General features: G+C 31.7%; 14 protein-coding genes. 6 read left to right on the forward strand and 8 right to left on the reverse strand.

Going from position 1 to position 18,411, the window contains the following annotated elements:
• Positions 1 to 186: 186 nt before the first annotated feature.
• The 3 genes from LWW95_03855 to LWW95_03865 are packed head-to-tail and all read right to left on the reverse strand — an operon-like array spanning position 187 to position 2,809.
• Positions 187 to 645: a DUF86 domain-containing protein gene (locus tag LWW95_03855; protein ID MDL1956174.1), complete on the reverse strand. Its 459-nt coding sequence runs from the start codon at positions 643 to 645 to the stop codon at positions 187 to 189.
• Positions 646 to 1,059, reverse strand: a complete 414-nt coding sequence (locus LWW95_03860; GenBank protein MDL1956175.1) for a nucleotidyltransferase domain-containing protein — start codon at positions 1,057 to 1,059, stop codon at positions 646 to 648.
• Positions 1,052 to 2,809: a type I restriction-modification system subunit M gene (locus LWW95_03865; protein ID MDL1956176.1), complete on the reverse strand. Its 1,758-nt coding sequence runs from the start codon at positions 2,807 to 2,809 to the stop codon at positions 1,052 to 1,054. Before LWW95_03865 ends, LWW95_03860 begins: the two co-directional genes overlap by 8 nt.
• A gap of 69 nt (positions 2,810 to 2,878) precedes the next feature.
• Between LWW95_03865 and LWW95_03870 the strand changes: the two genes are divergently transcribed.
• Positions 2,879 to 3,421: an MFS transporter gene (locus tag LWW95_03870; GenBank protein MDL1956177.1), complete on the forward strand. Its 543-nt coding sequence runs from the start codon at positions 2,879 to 2,881 to the stop codon at positions 3,419 to 3,421.
• 1 nt (position 3,422) lies between these two features.
• On the opposite strand, the gene LWW95_03875 is transcribed toward LWW95_03870, so the two are convergent.
• On the reverse strand, positions 3,423 to 5,192 hold the full coding sequence (locus tag LWW95_03875; protein ID MDL1956178.1) for a chloride channel protein: 1,770 nt from the start codon (positions 5,190 to 5,192) through the stop codon (positions 3,423 to 3,425).
• A 96-nt stretch (positions 5,193 to 5,288) separates the two neighbouring features.
• Between LWW95_03875 and LWW95_03880 the strand changes: the two genes are divergently transcribed.
• Together LWW95_03880 and recG are read left to right on the forward strand one after the other, a co-directional pair.
• The gene (locus LWW95_03880; protein MDL1956179.1) at positions 5,289 to 5,912 is read left to right on the forward strand and encodes a threonylcarbamoyl-AMP synthase; all 624 of its coding nucleotides are present in this window, start codon (positions 5,289 to 5,291) and stop codon (positions 5,910 to 5,912) included.
• A 1-nt stretch (position 5,913) separates the two neighbouring features.
• A complete protein-coding gene (recG, locus tag LWW95_03885; GenBank protein MDL1956180.1) occupies positions 5,914 to 8,274 on the forward strand; it encodes an ATP-dependent DNA helicase RecG in 2,361 nt (786 codons plus the stop codon).
• On the opposite strand, the gene LWW95_03890 is transcribed toward recG, so the two are convergent.
• The 4 genes from LWW95_03890 to mgtE are packed head-to-tail and all read right to left on the reverse strand — an operon-like array spanning position 8,271 to position 12,129.
• Complete coding sequence (locus LWW95_03890; GenBank protein ID MDL1956181.1) at positions 8,271 to 9,281, reverse strand: MlaD family protein; 1,011 nt, start codon at positions 9,279 to 9,281, stop codon at positions 8,271 to 8,273. The genes recG and LWW95_03890 overlap by 4 nt on opposite strands.
• Positions 9,282 to 9,284: 3 nt before the next feature.
• On the reverse strand, positions 9,285 to 10,040 hold the full coding sequence (locus LWW95_03895) for an ABC transporter ATP-binding protein (protein MDL1956182.1): 756 nt from the start codon (positions 10,038 to 10,040) through the stop codon (positions 9,285 to 9,287).
• Positions 10,040 to 10,753, reverse strand: a complete 714-nt coding sequence (locus LWW95_03900; protein MDL1956183.1) for an ABC transporter permease — start codon at positions 10,751 to 10,753, stop codon at positions 10,040 to 10,042. Before LWW95_03900 ends, LWW95_03895 begins: the two co-directional genes overlap by 1 nt.
• 17 nt (positions 10,754 to 10,770) lie before the next feature.
• Positions 10,771 to 12,129 carry a magnesium transporter gene (gene mgtE / locus LWW95_03905; GenBank protein ID MDL1956184.1) on the reverse strand — a complete coding sequence of 453 codons (1,359 nt, stop codon included), beginning with the start codon at positions 12,127 to 12,129 and terminating at the stop codon, positions 10,771 to 10,773.
• A gap of 143 nt (positions 12,130 to 12,272) precedes the next feature.
• On the opposite strand from mgtE, the gene gyrA reads away from it, so the two are divergent.
• The 3 genes from gyrA to gyrB all read left to right on the forward strand — a co-directional run bounded on the left by gyrA (position 12,273) and on the right by gyrB (position 18,263).
• Positions 12,273 to 14,720, forward strand: a complete 2,448-nt coding sequence (gene gyrA / locus LWW95_03910; GenBank protein ID MDL1956185.1) for a DNA gyrase subunit A — start codon at positions 12,273 to 12,275, stop codon at positions 14,718 to 14,720.
• Positions 14,721 to 14,790: 70 nt separating this feature from the next.
• Positions 14,791 to 15,897, forward strand: coding sequence for a DNA polymerase III subunit beta (dnaN, locus tag LWW95_03915; protein MDL1956186.1), 1,107 nt, complete (start codon positions 14,791 to 14,793; stop codon positions 15,895 to 15,897).
• A gap of 5 nt (positions 15,898 to 15,902) precedes the next feature.
• Positions 15,903 to 18,263 carry a DNA topoisomerase (ATP-hydrolyzing) subunit B gene (gyrB, locus tag LWW95_03920; protein ID MDL1956187.1) on the forward strand — a complete coding sequence of 787 codons (2,361 nt, stop codon included), beginning with the start codon at positions 15,903 to 15,905 and terminating at the stop codon, positions 18,261 to 18,263.
• The last annotated feature ends 148 nt before the right edge of the window (positions 18,264 to 18,411 follow it).

The following is an 18,411-nucleotide window of genomic DNA, read 5'->3' on the forward strand; positions in this document are numbered from 1 at the left end:
CATAAAGGAATTAGATTTAACTGTGTTTTTAAAAACTATTTTAAAAGACGCCTTTCTCAGGGTCTGCCCTTTAAAAAGGCCATCTTTGCTGTAGTTCATAAACTTGTTAGAGTTATCTATGCTTTGCTTACTAAAAGGATGCTCTTTAATCCAACTCATTGCTTATAGTTGACTCCTTAAAAACATTTAAATCCCCTCATCCATCTTTTCCCTATTTTTCTTCAGCCACTCTATTAATTTATCTAGCACCTGTTTTATTTCATCCAAATGATAATAACAGATTTCATATAATTCTTCTGGTGTAATTTCATGGTAAAAGTGAACCATACGATTACGATAGCCAGCCATTTTTTTTAATAAAATTGCTTCTTTTTCTGGAAGGATATCTTTTTCTAAAAGCCCCTTTGCTACATCCTTATATTCTGTAGCAGGATAGCCAAAACCTTTGGCTAAAATGTGTCTGCCAAGGTCAAGCAATGCTTCCAATGCCCTTCTTAAGTAAGATTCAGCAGATGCCACATTTCTTTTGTCTTTTAAAAATTCATTTTGATCTTGGAGAGGCAATTCCTTTATAGACTCTATCATCTTTAAAACCCAAGAGATTCTTTGTGTAACCACTTCTTTATTAATCTTTGTAGGTGTCATTTAAAACCCTAAAATCATCTTTTGTTTCATGCGTTCATAATGAATGAGCTCTGCTGCCTGACGCATGATGTATAGTTGATATTCTGCTTCATAAGTTAAATCTTTGGCATAAAGCAATTCGCCTTTTACTATCTCAAGGGCTAAAAAGATAGGTGCTTCAGGAATGATTACTAAATCAACCCTTTTAACATCAAAAATTTCTTCAAGAGCTAAGGCAATTTCAACCTTTTCTTCTACATTAAGTCTTCTTCTTGGCTTTATGCCTATATCAAGGTCAGAAACACCTTTTGAAAGTCTTTCAATCTTTCCTTCAACTAAATTAAGTGCTTCCTTTGCCCTACTGCCAAAGGCATAAATGATTTGAATGTCATATTTTTCTGCCAGTTGTTTAAGTTCATTTTTAATTTTATTCATACTCCAACTCTACTAAATATGCTTCTATTTTTTTATTAACCTCACTAAGTTCCTTTTCAATCCACATAAGCTCCTTCCATTCTTTAGCAATGTCAATCTCCTCTATCTCCTCTTCTGGGAATATATATAAAGTAACATTTAAGTTATAGTCATTTTCTTTTATTTCATCTAAACTTACTACCTTGCAAAAGCCCTTTATATCCTTAAATTCCTTATAAGCATTTGCTATTTTTTTTATATGCTCATCCCCCAAACGATTTAGTTTTCTTACTTCTGGATGTTGTTCATATTCTTTGCTGGCATTTATAAATAAAATTTTATTTTTATTTTGTTTATTTTTATTAAGAATAATGATTGCCCCTGGTGCACCAGTATTATAAAAAAGTTTTTCTGGCAAAAGAATAACAGCTTCTATCAGGTCAGCATTTAAAATCTGTGTTCTTATAACCTTTTCCTTCCCTCCTCTAAAAAGGCAACCATTATCTATGACTACACCTACTCTGCCTGTATCATCCTTTGCTGATGAAAGCATGTGCTGTATCCAAGCCCAGTCTGCAGATTGTCTTGGTGTAAATCCAAATTTATACCTTTCTTTCCAAAACTCCCCTTTTTTTAGCACTGTTTCATCATAACCATCCTGATTCCAAGGGGGATTAGCTATGACAATATCAAATTTTTTTATACCTTCTCCTTCCTTAAATTTGGGATAAAGGAGGGTGTCTCCAAGCACTAGTTGGGCATTGCGTATATCATGGATATAAAGATTCATCTTGGCAAGGGCTAAGGTTTTATGATTGGCCTCCTGTCCAAAAAGAAAAAGTTTATCTGCTTCTTTACGACCATGTTCATTTTCCACATATTTATAAGAAACAATAAGCATGCCACCTGAGCCACAGGCTGGGTCATAGATGCTTTCACCTGGTTTTGGAGCAAGTATTTCTACGATTAATTTTATAACCTCTCTAGGTGTATAAACTTCTCCTTCTTTTGCCTTCTGTGGTGCAAAATAATGTAAAATCCATTCATAGGCATCTCCTAGAATATCAGGAGAGACATTATGAAGCGATTTTGCACTAAATAACTCAACAAGTTGTCTTAAAATTTCTGCATTTTCCCTACTAGTTGTAAACTGAACAAAATCCACATTCTCAAAGACATCTCTAAGCTCTGGATTTCTCTCTGCTAATGCTTTCATTGCCTTAGAAAAATTTTCTGGAAGGCGAGAGGGTTCTCTTCTTAGTTTTTCCCAAAGGAATTCTTCAGGGATATCAAAATCATGATATACTACGTTTTTTGCTTCTTCTTTCGCTTCTTCTTCGCTTAAGCCATCTGCTAAAGCCTCTTTATAAGCCTCTTTGAATTCCTTTTCCCATTTATCACAGATTCTTTTATAAAAAAGCAAAGTTAAAATAAAAGTATAATCTACCCTTGTTCTGATAAGGTCTGCTGCTTTCTTTAAAAGTGCTTCAAGTTCACCCCTTGTAAGTTCTTCCTTGCTAACAGAAAGCAAGTTAAAGATTATTTCTTTTTTACTTTTTAGTTTATATATCCTTTTTCTTGCATCTTGAGGATCAAATTCTACTGTAAGCCATCCCTTTTTTCTTAGCTCTGAAAGAAAGACATTAACCTGGTCTTCGTTATCTTGATTTTTTTCTTTCAATACTTTAGCCGCATCTTCAAACTTAAAAGGAGAATTTTGAAATGCCTCCCATAAAATTTCATGCCTTTTCTCTAACCATCTTGGTATCATAAGCTTTATATTATAAACTTATCGAAAGTTTTAAAATCATAAATAATTTCTAAAATCAAGAGGTAAATTATGTTAAAGAAAGTTTATATTGTTTGTTTTGTCATTTTTCCTTTTATGGTGTGTTCTGGGATGGTTTATTCTATTCTTTCTCTTTTTTTTGCTAAAGTAGGAGCAACAAAAAGTCAGATTGGATTTATTTATACTAGTGGTGCTCTTGCCGGTGCTGTCACTGCTCCACTTTGGGGAAAATTGGCAGATAAATGGGGGAAAAAGAATGTACTTTTAAGTTCTATGGCTGCTTTTATATTAGTATTTCTTGGTTATGCATTTAGTTCACATTATACTCATTTCTTTTTTATTCAAGTAATAGAAGGAATGGCTTGGACAGCTATGGTAGCAAGTGCTACTGCTTTAATCGCTGATTTAGCACCAAAAAGACAAAGAGGTGAAGCTATGGGTATTTATAATACTGCTTGGAGTATAGGCTGGGTTATTGGACCTACTCTTGGAGGAGTACTTTCAGAACATCTTGATTTTCAACTTACCTTTATTTTCTGTGCCTTTCTTATGTTAAGCGGTATTTTTTTAGGAATTTTTTTCCTTGATAAATAACTTATTCTTCCTCCTCTCCTCTCATACGAGTTAACAGAGCCTTATTATAAGCAGCCCAAACATCTCTTTGAGATAAAAATCCTACTAATTTTTTAGGATTATTAGGATCAACCACAGGTAATCTTTCAATATGATGATACCTCATCTTATCCATTGCCTTCTCAAGACTGTCTTCAGGATGAGCTGTTATCACTTCTTTTGTCCCCATATCTTTTACACGGATGTGATCTTTAGGGCCTTCTTCTGCCAACATTTCTCTAAAATTTTGAAAAGAAATGATGCCACACAATTCACCTTTTTTATTAACAACAGGAAAACAAGTATGTTTTTTATCTCTTACAAAACGGATAAATTCACTAAAAGTCATATCCTCTGGAACTACAACAACATTATGTGTCATAGCATCCTTAACTTTAACAGAAGCTAAAACATTTCTTTCATGACCTGCATGAAGATTAATACCTTTTTGGCTTAATTCATATGTATCTATTGAATCACGACTAAAGGCATAGGCAATTATTACTCCTATAACAGAAGCAAAAAGAATAGGCAAAATAATATAATAATCGCCTGTCATTTCAAAAGCTAAAAAAACAGCTGTAACTGGTGCATGAGTAAGAGCAGCTAAAAAAGCAGCAATACCTACAACAGCATAAGCTGGATAGGTTGCTGTAATTTCTGGGAAAAAATGATGAACAATGGCACCAAAACTCCCACCAGCCATAGCTCCAATATAGAAGGCAGGAGAAAACATTCCTCCCACACCACCAGACCCTAATGTAATAGCAGTAGCAAAAATTTTTAAAAATACTAATATAAGCATTAAGTTAAGTTCCATTTGCCCATCCAAAACCGTTTGCACTTGAGCATAACCAACACCAAATATTTGAGGGAAAAACATACCTATTAAACCTACAAGAAAAAATCCAATGAATGGTTTAAAGTAAGGTGAAAAAGGTAAATTGGAAAAACTTTCCTTTATTGCATAAAAGACACGAATGAAAAGGTAAGCAAGCAGTCCTAGAAAAATCCCTAAAATTATGTAGAAAAACAATTCCCAATAAGTGATAAAACTATAGGGTGGTAATTGGAAGATAGGTTTATTTCCAAAGAAAATTCTAGCAATAATAGTTCCCATACCAGAAGATACAACTACTGGCATAAAATTAGTAAGCTCAAAATCACCTAAAAGCACAATTTCTTGAGCAAAAAAAACACCTGCAATAGGGGCATTAAAAACAGAAGCAATCGCACCTGCTGACCCACAAGCAATAAAAGTGCGTCTTCTTTGTTCAGAAGCAACAAAAAAACGACTTATAATAGCACCTGTTAATCCTCCAATTTGGGCAATTGGGCCTTCTTGTCCAGCACTACCACCTAGACCTAAAGTAACAAGAGAACCTAAAATTCTTCCTAACATATCTTTAATTCGAATTACACCGCCTCTTAAATTGACATTGGTTAGAAAAGTAGGAAATCCATAACCATAAATTTGAGAAGAAAATAATTTAGTTAAAATAAACAATAAAAATGCGGCTGTGAGAGGCAAAAATGGAATTATAATGCGATTAAAAAAAGAAGATTGACAAAAAGTAAGTGCAGGGAGAAAGCAATGTTCCCATAAAAATTCTACTCCTTTTAAAAAAAGATAGCTACCAAAAGCAGAAAAAGTACCAATTATAAAAGCTACAAGGACTAAAAATACGTATTCAGGAAGACGAATTTTTGTGACAAACCTAACAATAATTTGTCTTATTTGAGTAATCTCCATACTTTTTTAATAAACCATGAATGAGAAAAAAATCAACCATTTTTAGAAAAAAATAGGTCTTTTTTTAAATCAGATTAAGTGTAAAATAAATTTAAGATGGCTATGATTCTTTCTTCTTTTGAAATCGAAAAGGCAGTTAGAATAATAAAAGAAGGAAAGGTAATTGTTTATCCCACTGAAACATTTTATGGCTTAGGAGCAAATGCCTTAGATAAAAAGGCTATTAATAAAGTCTTTTATATAAAAAAACGTCCAATTAATAAACCTATTAGTATCCTTATTCCAGACATAACCTGGCTAGAAAGACTTGTAGAAGAAATATCACCATATGCTAAAGAATTAATTAGACATTTTTGGCCTGGGCCTTTAACTCTTGTCTTTAAAGCAAAAGAAACTGTTCCATCAAATCTTATTGCAAGTACTGGAAAAATTGCTATTAGGATTTCAAGTCATCCTTTAACCCAAAAATTTGTTAAAAATCTTAACCTCCCTATTACTACTACCAGTGCTAATTTGTCTAACAATCCCCCTCCAACTTCTATAGAAGAAATAGATCAGGAAATAAAAAATAAAATAGATGCAATAATTGATGGGGGAAAGACAAAAGGAGGTCTTGCTTCCACTATTATAGATGTTACCACAGAAAATCTTTGCTGTTTGCGAAAGGGGGCAATAAGACTTGAAGATATTTTAAAAATTACTGGATTAAAGATTTATTAATATGGAATCTTTTGAAAAACTTATTGAGAAACTTCTCCGTCCTTTTTTGCTAGCTAAAAGAAATAATTATGCAGCTTTAGAAAAAATTAAGTTTCTTGAAAGCTTTGTTTCTATCATGATAGAAAAACTTATGCCCTTATCTGCTCCTTGGCAACAGACAATCCTTAATCAATTAAGAGATATTATTAAAGGCTTTGATAATGCTTCAAGATTAGAAAAACAAAATAGAGTAGATCAAATTATAAAACTCATAAAAAATTTATATCAACCTCCTCCTTGTTTTGAAGTATTACTTACCGCAATAGATAATATACCTTTACTTTCTACAAGATGGAAAAAGATTTTTCAAAAAAAGGGACTTCTTTCTTTAGAAGATCTCCTTTATTTTTTACCTACACGCTATGTTGACCATCGTCATTTTAAACGTATTGAGGAGTTAAAACCAGAAGAAACTGCCATTATTCAGGGAAAGATTATAGCAAGCGGAATAACTCCCATAAAGCAAGGTGAGCGCAAATTGTATAAAGTTGTTATTTCTGATGGGACTGGATACTTATCAGGTGTATGGTTTAATTTTAAATTAAAATATATGCAAAAGGAATTTAAACCAGGACGTACTGTAACTTTTATTGGCACAATCTATCAATATGGTGGAGAAAAGATTATATATCATCCAGAAGTAAATTGGAAAAAAGAAATCAAACCAGAAATTGTACCTATTTATCCAGAAATAGATGGTGTTTATCCAAAAGAATTACGCCATATTATGCAAAAGATTGCCTTAAATTATGCATCTTTTCTTGGTTGTCCTTTACCTGAGGAAATCAGAAAAGAATATAATTTGCTCCCATTATGGAAGGCGGTTTTATCTTTACATACACCAGAAATAAATAATTCTGTTTCTGCCCTTAATAGAAAAACTTCTCCTTTTCATTATACTCTTAAATTTTTAGAATTCTTTTTATTGGAATTAGGCTTAGCTTTAAAACGCAAATCTTTTTTGGAAAAAAAGGGTATCTCATTTTCTCCAACTGGTATTTATATTGAGCCTTTTTTAAAAAATCTTCCTTTTACTTTAACTAAAGCTCAACAGAGAACATTTACTGAAATTAAACAAGATATGATTTCTCCTCGACCTATGCATCGTTTATTACAAGGAGATGTAGGCAGTGGTAAGACTATTATTGCTTTATTGGCAGCCCTTATAGCCATTGAATCTAATTATCAAGTGGCTATTATGACACCTACAGAAATTTTGGCAGAACAACATTTCCTTACTACTAAAAAATGGTTTAAAGATCTTCCTATTAAAATCACACTTCTTACAAGCCAATTAAAATTGAAAGAAAAACAAAAAATATATGATGAAATTTCTAATGGAAATTACCATTTAGTTATTGGCACACATGCTTTAATTCAAGAAAAAGTCAATTTTGCTCAATTAGGATTAGTTATTATTGATGAACAACATCGTTTTGGTGTTATTCAACGAGCAAAACTAATAACAAAAGGTAATACTCCAGATGTGCTTGTAATGACAGCTACCCCAATCCCTCGTACCCTAGCAATGACCCTTTATGGAGATTTAGATATATCTATAATAGATGAGATGCCACCTGGTCGTAAGCCTATTAAAACTTTACATTTTTGGGAAGAACAGAGAGAAGAAGTATATCAATTTCTAGAAAAGATGCTTGCAAAAGATGCCCAAATTTATATTGTTTATCCTTTAATTGAAGAATCTGACACTTTAGACATAAAAGCTGCTACAACCATGTATGAGGATTTGAAAAAGCGTTTTTCCAAATTCCGCCTTGCTTTACTTCATGGGAGGATAAAAGCCGAAGAAAAACAAAATATTATGCAAGCATTTAGGCAAGGCAAGATAGATATATTAGTAGCGACTACAGTAATAGAAGTAGGAGTAGATGTTCCTCAGGCTACTGTAATGGTTATTGAACATGCGGAAAGATTTGGACTTGCTCAATTACACCAATTAAGAGGACGTGTGGGTAGAGGGAAAGAGCAAGCTTATTGTATTTTGCTTACACCAAAAAAGATTACCCCATTAGCTCAGGAAAGGATAAAAGTTATGGTTAAAACTAATGATGGATTTAAGATTGCTGAAGCAGATTTACGGTTACGTGGACCAGGAGAAATTTTAGGAATTAAACAAGCAGGTTTCCCAGATTTTCGATTTGCCGACATTATAAGTGATATAAAAATTCTTAAAGAAGCTAGAAAAGCTGCATTTAAAATTGTATCTAAAGACCCTGAACTAAAATTACCAAATCATACTTATCTTAAAGATTATCTTTATCATTATTGGGGAGAAAAACTAAAATTAGCTATGGTCGGTTAATCCCATATAATCTTTGACGGCATTTCTTCTTTTAATTTAGGCTTTTTTTCTTTTTTCTCCTTTTTTTCTTTTGGCAATTTTAAATAGCGGCGAATAAACCAACTCTTTTTAGCTGCTTCTATAACCTCTACCGCTCCTTCTGAAGCAGTACGAAGCCTTTCAACAACTATTGGTAAATCTTTCGAAGCTATTTTTGCTTTCTCTCCTACATATTTTAAGTCTTTTATCAATTTTTCTGCTTCATTTAACCAATTATCTAAACGAACAAAAAATATTTGCATTTGTTGAATAGTCTTTTTAGTCTCATTTGCTATTATAGGAAGTTCTTTAGTATTTTTTTGTAAGCGGAAAATCAATTCATTAAACTGACGTATAGTAATTAAAGTTTCTTGATAAAGGTCTTTTTTCTGCAATAAAGCACCCAAAGTCCCTTTCCCTGCAGCTAAGTCATTAGTAATTTTTTCTATATTGTAGAAAATTTGACGATATGTTTCATGCTCTCTTTTTATTTTTTCTGTAATTTCTGCTAAATTTTGTGCAACTTTTGTAACATTCTCAATTACAGGATATAATTGTGAGATAAAATCTTCCAATTGAAATGGTTCTATTGAATTAATAACACTTCCATAAGGTAAAATTGGTGCATTTGGGTCATCCCCTCCAACAATATCTATTGCCTTATCACCTAAAATACCTACAGATACAATCTTTGCATAACAACCTTTTCGAATTTGCTTATGATAACGAGCTTCAATACGCATAATTACTTCAACTTGACCATTTTCTAAAAAACGAAAACGAGCAACATGTCCTACTCTAAGTCCATAGCGGTAAACAGGAGATTCTTGAGAAAGCCCTGCAACAGATTTAAATTTAGTTTTTAAAATAAATGTCCGTTTAAAGGTCTGTCTTTCTTTTCCAAGAAAAACAATAACTGTTCCTAATAAGGCAAAGGAAAAAATAAGAAATAATAATGTTTTTAAAATAAAAACCCATTTTTCTTTCATTTTTTACTCCTTAATCGGCCCTTCTATTTTACCTTCAAGAAATTGTTTAAGATAAGGATTTTTATCCTCTCTAAATGTATCAACATCACCTGTAACTAGAATTTTCCCTTCATGTAAAAACATAAGCCTATCAGCTACTTTAAAAGCACAATTTAAATCATGAGTAACAACAATAGAAGTAATGCCATATGTTTTTTGAAGATGACGGATAAGTTCACTAATAACAGCTGAGCGAATAGGGTCAAGACCAGTAGTTGGCTCATCATAAAGTATTAAAGGAGGATTAAGAGCGATAGCCCTAGCTAAAGCAACTCTTCTTTGCATACCTCCAGAAAGTTGAGCAGGGTATTTATCTTCTATCCCCTCTAATTGAACAGCAGAAAGAACCTCTTTTACTTTTTTCTTTATTTCAGTTTCAGGAAGCTTTAAATGAAAACGTAAAGCAAAAGCAATATTTTCATAAACTGTCATAGAATCATAAAGACCACCAGCTTGAAACAAAAAGCCTGTTTTTAATCGTATGGGATACCATTCCTTTTCATGACGAAAACGTGTAACTTCATAACCATGTACCCAAATTTTACCTTCATCAGCTGACAATAATCCTACAAGAATTTGTAATAATACTGATTTTCCACTTCCACTCGCGCCAAGAATAACAACTGTTTCACCTGAATAGACTTCAAAACTTATCCCACGTAATACTTTTAAAGTACCAAAAGATTTTTTTAAATTTTGTACACAGACAATGCTTTTCATTATGAAAAAACCATAAGTAAAATCTTTGTTAAAATGACATCAGAGATAAGAATAGCAAGACAGGCTGTAACTACAGCAGTTGTAGTTGCCTTTCCTATCCCTTGAGTACCTCTAGGGGCATTAAAACCAAAATAAGTAGAAATCCAAGCAATTATTCCTCCAAAAAAGGCTGCTTTTATTAAACCTGGGAAAAAATCTTCAAATTCAATAAATTGAGCAGTTACTTTTGCATACCAGCCTGCAGTACTCAAACCTGTAAATACACTTACAATTCCACCACCAATAATGCCTACTACATCAGCAATTACTGTAAGTAATGGAAGGCAAATAGTACAGGCAATTAAACGAGGCACTACTAAATAATTTAAAGGAGAAATAGCACTTACTCTTAATGCATCAATTTGTTGAGTAACTTTCATTGCCCCTATTTCAGCAGTAATACCTGATCCTGAACGACTAGCTACTAATAAGGCAGTAAGAACTGGCCCCAATTCTCTAACAATGGATAGACCAACAATGGCAGCTATATATTTTTGAGCACCAAATCGGTGTAAAGTAGCACCTGTTTGAAGTCCTAAAACAATGCCTACTGCTGCAGCTGCTGTGGCAATTAAAGGAAGTCCATCTGCTCCAATAATATATATTTGTTTTATTATTTCAGAGAAAAAAAAGGGTCTTTCAAAAACAGACTTTAAAGTTTTTATTATAAACAAAATGGGGTTTTTATACACTATCCACTTAAATATTTCAAAAAAATAGTGGCAATAATCATATAAATCAAAATACCAACAACATCATTGGCTGTAGTAACAAAGGGGCCAGAAGCTACTGCTGGATCCACTCCTAATTTACGTAAAATAACAGGCATTAAAGTTCCCATTAAAACAGCAACAGTCATAGCACAAAACATAGCTAATCCTACAACTAAACCCAATATTGCTTCTCCATGCCATAAAAAAGCAATTAGACCTACAGTTGCCCCACAGATATTGGCCATGAGAAAAGCTACTTTAATTTCTTTTATCAAATGATATTTAAAATTAAAAGACCTAACTCTTCCTGTAGCCAATCCTCTTACTGTAATAGTAGAAGATTGAATACCTACATTTCCCCCCATACCAGTAATAACAGGTATAAAACTAATCAACGCAATTGCTTCTCCGATAGTACGTTTAAAAAACCACATAATCAAACCTGTAAGCAAGCCACCAAAGAGATTAGTTATTAACCAAGGCAATCTAACCCGAGAAATTTTTAATATTTCATCACCATAAACTATTTCTTCTACATCTGTACCAGCTAAACGATAAAAATCTTCTGAAGTCTCTTTTTCAATAACATCAATAATATCATCAATAGTAATACGCCCTAACAAAACTCCTTGATCATCTACGACAGGTGCAGAAACAAGATCATATTTTTGAAATTTTTTAGCTACTTCTTCTTGATCTTCATCTACTTTTATAACTACTTCTGGTTTTTCCATAATAGCAAAAAGTTTTTCATAAGGAGGAGCAATTATTAATTTATAAAGTGGAATAATACCTAATAATTGATGTTTTCCATTAACGATAAAAATTGCATGATATTTTTCTTCTGTTTCTTCTGATAAACTTCTTATTTTTTCAATGGCTTCTTCTACTGTAATGTCTGCTGGTAAAGTTAAAACTTCTGTTTGCATGAGACCGCCGGCAGTTTCTTCATGATAACGTAAAAGATGTCTAAGTTTTGCTTGATTTTTTGGTGGTATTTGATCTAAAACTTTTTTAGCCTTTTCTTCTGGTAAATCACCAATAATATCAGCAGCTTCATCAGAAGGTAAATCTTCAACAATATCAGCTAAATGTCCATGAGTAAGTTCTTCTAAAATAAGGCGTCTAGTATCCTCTGAAAGTTTAACAATAACTTCTGAAGCAATATCTACATCAAGTAATTGAAAAACTTGAATTTTTTCCTCTTCATCAGGAAGATTTTCTATAAGCTCAGCAATATCTGCTGGATGAATTTCCCTTAATAATTCAATAGTTTGTTTAAATTCCTTTTGTTTTAAGAGTTTTTCTATTTTTTCTTTTAATTCTTCTGAATACAATTTTTTCTCCTTAAATTTAAACTTTTTTCATATTAATCCCTAGCTATTTTTCGGGCAAGACTAAAATTTTAAATTTTTGACACCATATTTAGAAAATGATACAATTTTATAAATTTCTCAATTAATTCTTTCAGGGAGTAGATATGGCAGTTTTAAGAGAAAAAATAGAATTAGTGCGTTTAGAAGAGGAGTTAAAGCGTTCTTATCTAGATTATGCTATGAGTGTGATAATTGGAAGGGCATTGCCTGATGTCCGTGATGGATTAAAACCTGTACATCGCCGTATTCTCTATGCTATGAAAACACTTGGTAATGAATGGGATAAACCTTATAAAAAATCTGCTAGAATTGTTGGTGATGTTATTGGTAAATATCATCCTCATGGTGATGCTGCTGTCTATGATGCGCTTGTAAGAATGGCTCAATCTTTTTCTCTCCGTTATCCATTAATAGATGGACAGGGAAATTTTGGTTCTATTGATGGCGATCCACCTGCAGCTATGCGTTATACTGAAGTACGCATGAGTCGTATTGCACAAGAATTACTTCGAGATCTTGAAAAAGAAACCATTGATTGGGTGCCAAATTATGATGGTACATTAGAAGAACCATCTGTTTTGCCATCTCGTTTACCAAATTTACTTGTCAATGGCTCAGCAGGCATTGCTGTTGGTATGGCTACAAATATCCCTCCTCATAATTTAGGAGAAGTATTAGATGCTCTTATTGCCTGTATTGAAAATCCTAACATTTCTTTAGATGAACTGATGAAAATAATCCCTGGTCCTGACTTTCCTACAGGTGGCATTATTTATGGTATAGAGGGAATAAAAGAAGCATATAGTAAAGGTAAAGGAATCATTTATATAAGAGGTAAAGTTGAAATAGAGGAAAAAAAAGGAAAAACTTTTCTTGTAATTAAAGAGATTCCTTTTCAAATATGTAAAGCAAAATTAGTAGAAAAAATTGCAGAATTAATTAAAGAGAAAAAATTGGAAGGTATTTCTGAAATAAGGGATGAATCAGATAGAGAAGGTATTCGTGTAGTAATTGAGCTTAAAAAAGGAGAAGATGCGCAGGTAATCTTAAACAGACTTTATACATACACTCCATTAGAAATAAGTTATGGCATTATATTGCTTGCATTAGTAAATAATCGTCCTTTGCTTCTTAATTTAAAAGATTTACTTTTTCATTTTATCGAGCATCGTAAAGAAATTGTTATTAGAAGAACTCGTTTTGAATTAAAAAAAGCAAAAGATCGCGTTCATATTTTAGAAGGTTTAATGTTAACATTAAATCATTTAGATGAAATCATTAGCCTCATTCGAAAAGCAGAAAGTCCAACATCAGCTAAAAAAGATTTAATTGAGAGATTTTCTCTTTCAGAGGTTCAAGCACAGGCAATCTTAGATATGCGCCTTCAACGTTTAACACAATTAGAAAGAGAAAAACTTATTAAAGAATACAAAGATTTAATTAAAGATATTGAACGTTATGAATCAATTTTAAGTAGTGAAGCTTTGGTAAATGAAATTATTAAAGATGAATTTAAAGAATTAAAAGAAACTTATGCTGATGCACGTAAAACAGAAATAAGAGAAAAGAAAGAGATTATTTCAATTGAAGATTTGATCCCTGATGAAGAAGTAGTAGTTACTATTACCTATCGTGGTTACATAAAAAGGATTAAATTAGATATATATAAAAGTCAAAAACGTGGAGGAAAAGGTATTATTGGAACAGAAGTAAAAAAAGATGATTTTGTCCAAGACATATTTGTTGCTTCCACACATAGCTATTTACTTATTTTTACTTCTAAAGGCATTGCATATGCCTTAAAAGTGCATGAAATTCCTACAGCAGGACGTATAGCTACAGGTAAGCCTCTTATTAACCTTCTTCGTTTATCACCTCAAGAAAAAATTGCCATTATTTTACCAATAAAAGATTTTGAAAATGATTATTTTATTACTATAGTAACTAAAAAAGGTTTTATTAAAAGGACATCCATTAAAGAATTTGCCTTTCTCTCAACTACTACTAGAGGTATTAAGGCAGCTACTATTGATTCTGAAGATGAATTAGTAGCAGGTCGTCTTACAGATGGAAAAAACGAAATATTTCTACTTACAAGGAAAGGACAATGTATTAGATTTAAAGAAACAAATATTAGATTTATGGGAAGAACAGCTAAAGGTGTAAAAGGAATAGATTTAGGTTATGATGATGTTGTAATTGGTATGGAAACATTAAATAAAAATAAAGGATATATTTTAATTATTACAGAAAATGGTTATGGAAAAAGAACCCCTGTGGAATTTTTCAGACCACAAAATCGAGGTGGAAAAGGTATTATTGCTATAAAGCCATCTAAAAAGACAGGAAATGTTATTGGAATGTGTCATGTGGAAAATTCTGATGAAATATTGTTGATAACTAACTTAGGAAAAATCATTAGATTAAAGTCAGAAGATATTTCTGTTATGGGAAGACAAGCAAAAGGAGTCAAATTAATAAATTTAGGAAAAGATGAAAAAGTAGCTGGTCTTGCAAAAATTGTTAAAAAAGATGTAGAAAATTTTTATTAAAATTTATGTTTTTTAGAAAAAAATTAACAAATTTTAATGTTATTATGATTAAATTTAAAGGAGATAAAAAATGAAGTTAATAGTAGAACGTCAAAATCTTTATTCTTGTTTACAAAAAATTCGTCCATTTATAGGAAAAAAAACAACAATGCCTATCCTATCACATATATTACTAGAAGCTCGTGAAAATGAGCTGATTATGATGGCAACAGACCTTGAACTTGCATTTAAAGGAAGTTGTCCAGCAGAAGTTTTTGCACCTGGTCAGTTACCTGTGCCTGGAAAGACCTTATATGATTTTGTTAGAACTCTTGAATATGAAAAGATAGAACTTAAAGAAAATGAAAATCATTGGCTTGAAATCACTGGAGGTAATTCTTATCTCTGTTTAGCTACACTCCCTCCAGATGAATTTCCAACTTTTCCTGAAATTGAACACTTTCATTTAATTTCTTTTCCTGGTGAATTGTTTAGAAAGGCAATTATGAAGACTTATTTTTCTATGGCTAAAGAAGATGTAGATACTAATCTTGCTGGTTTATGTTTAGAAAAACAAAAAGATAAATTATGTTTTGTTTCAACAGACACATATCGATTAAGTTATATGGAAATTCCTTATGCTGATTTAGATCTCCTTCAATTTGATAAAAGTATTATGTTGCCAAGAAAAGCAGTATTGGAAATATTGCGGCTTTGTTCAACAGGTATGTTACAAATAGGTTTTGATAATAGTGCTGGTGTGATAAAAACTGATGGTTATATTTTTTATTTCAGACTAAAAGAAAACAAATTTCCTGAATATCATTCTATTATTCCTAAAAAAAGTGAATATGAAGCAAAAATACCAAAAAGAATACTAAAAGATATTTTAAAAAGGACATCTGTGCTTATTGCAGATAAGTTTAAAGTAGCAGATTTTCTATTTTATAGAGATAGATTGATTGTTAGGGCAGAAAATCCTGCAGTAGGTAAGATTGAAGAAAATTTAGATATAGAATTTTCAGGTGATAAGTTAAAAATGGCTTTTAATATTTCATTTCTTTTAGATATTCTTAATGTTATGGATAGTGAAGAATTTATCTTTGGATTAAATACAGAAAGAACACCTTGTGTCATTACAGGTAAAAATGATATTGGTTTTAAAGCATTAATTATGCCAGTAATAGAGAGGGAATAATAAAAATGGAAAAATACACAGCTGAAAGCATAAAAGTGTTGGAACAGTTGGAAGCAGTAAGACAGCGACCTGCAATGTATATTGGTAGTACAGGTAGTGAAGGTTTGCATCATTTAGTTTTTGAAGTAGTGGATAATAGTGTGGATGAATCAACGGCAGGCTATTGTGATTTGATTAAAGTAACTATTCATCCTGATAATAGTGTGACAGTAGAGGATAATGGGAGGGGTATTCCGGTTGATATTCATAAAACTGAAGGAATTCCTGCTGTTGAAGTAGTTATGACTAAATTACATGCAGGAGGAAAATTTGATCAAAAAATATATAAAATTTCTGGAGGATTACATGGAGTGGGTGTTTCTGTAGTTAATGCCCTTTCTGCTTATTTAGAAGTGGAGATAAGAAGAGAAGGAAAGGTATATTGGCAACGTTATGAAAGAGGAAAACCTGTTACTTCCCTTATGAGTATTGGAGAAACAAATCGAACTGGTACAAAAATAACATTTCTACCAGATGATGAGATTTTTAAAAATATTCGATTTGATTTTGATATCTTAAATCAAAGATTACGTGAACTTGCCTTTCTTAATCCTAAATTAACTATTGAATTGATTGATGAACGTGCAGACAAAAAAGAAATTCATAATTATAAAGGAGGCATTATTAGTTTTATTAAACATTTAAATCGCACAAAAACTGTTTTACATGAGCCTATTTATTTTGAAGATAAGAAAGAACAAATAGAGATTCAAATAGCAATTCAATATAATAATAGTTATCATGAAAAAATTTTAACATTTGTAAATAATATAAATACACGCGAAGGAGGAACTCATTTAGTTGGTTTCAAAGCAGGACTTACACGCTGCCTTAATAATTATGCCAATCGGTATAATTTTATAAAAAAAGTGAAATTTTCTGGTGATGATGTGAGAGAAGGTTTAACAGCAGTCATCAGTTTAAAGATGCCAAATCCTCAATTTGAAGGTCAAACAAAAACAAAGTTAGGTAATAGTGAAATTAAAGGGCTAGTTGAATCTATTGTAAATGCTCAACTTTCTGCATATCTTGAAGAACATCCTGAAACAGCAAAGATTATTATTGAGAAGGTAATTGAGACTGCCAGAGCGAGAGAAGCAGCTAGGAAAGCAAAGGAACTTATTAGACGAAAAAATGCACTTGGAGATACAATATTGCCTGGTAAATTGGCTGATTGTCAAGAGAAAGACCCAACAAAAAGTGAAATATTTTTGGTGGAAGGTGAATCAGCTGGTGGTTCTGCAAAACAAGGAAGAGATAGGCGTTTTCAGGCAGTTTTACCTCTAAAAGGTAAAATTTTAAACGTGGAAAAAACAACATTTGATCGGCTACTTAAAAGTGAAGAGATTCGGACAATTATTTCAGCTTTAGGTACAGGTATTGGAGAAGATTTTAATATCAATAATATACGTTATCATAAAATTATTATTATGACCGATGCTGATGTAGATGGACTTCATATTCGCACTTTATTATTAACTTTTTTCTATCGTCAAATGAAGCAAGTTATAGAAAATGGTTATCTTTATATTGCTCAACCACCTTTATATCGAATAGCAAAAGGAAAAAAAGAAGAGTTTTATGTAGAAGATGAAATTTCTTTACAAAAGTTACTTATAGATAAAGCAAGCAAAACTGTTATAGTAAAAGGAAAAAATGGAAAAGTTTTAGAAAAACAGGAATTAAAAGATTATCTTACAAATGCTTTTATTTATTATTCTCTTATAGAAGATCTTTCAAAACAAGGCTATCCTTATAAACTTGTGGAAATGCTTATATCTTTTGGCATTAAAGAAAAGACAGTACTTCGGGATGAAAAAAAACTTTTTGCTTTAAAAGAATTTTTAAAAGAAAAAGGAATTTCTTTAAAGAATGAAAGAAGAGATAAAGAGACAGGATTTTATACTTTAGAGGTAATTGTTGATGGACATCTTACAACTATTAATAGTGAGTTAATAAATTCTTTTAATTATCAAAAATGTTTTCTTTTAAAGAAAAAAATTCTTCTTCCTTTTTCCTCTCCATACCTTTTACAGATTGGTCAAAGAAAGATAACAATAAATTCTGAGAAGGATCTTTTTCTTCAAATTCTTGAAGAAGTAAAAAAAGAATATACTATTCAACGTTATAAAGGTCTTGGGGAAATGAATCCTGAACAATTGTGGGAAACAACAATGGATCCAAAGAGAAGAATTTTGCTTAAAGTAACAATTGAAGATGCAGCAATAGCAGATGAGCTATTTAGTATTTTAATGGGTGAAGCTGTAGAACCTCGTCGTGAATTTATTCAAACACACGCACTTGAAGCAAAAAGATTAGATATATAAATCTTATCTTTGTCCAATGTTCAGTAGGACAGTTCATAAAGTTTAAAAACTCCTCTAAATCCTTTTTCATACTTTATCTCTAAAATAATACTTAATAGATTCTCTACCAGAAGTGTACCTATGAACCTTTGCTAAATAGGAAAATAGC

This window comes from Candidatus Desulfofervidus auxilii (genome assembly GCA_030262725.1).
In the GTDB taxonomy this organism is placed as follows: domain Bacteria; phylum Desulfobacterota; class Desulfofervidia; order Desulfofervidales; family Desulfofervidaceae; genus JAJSZS01.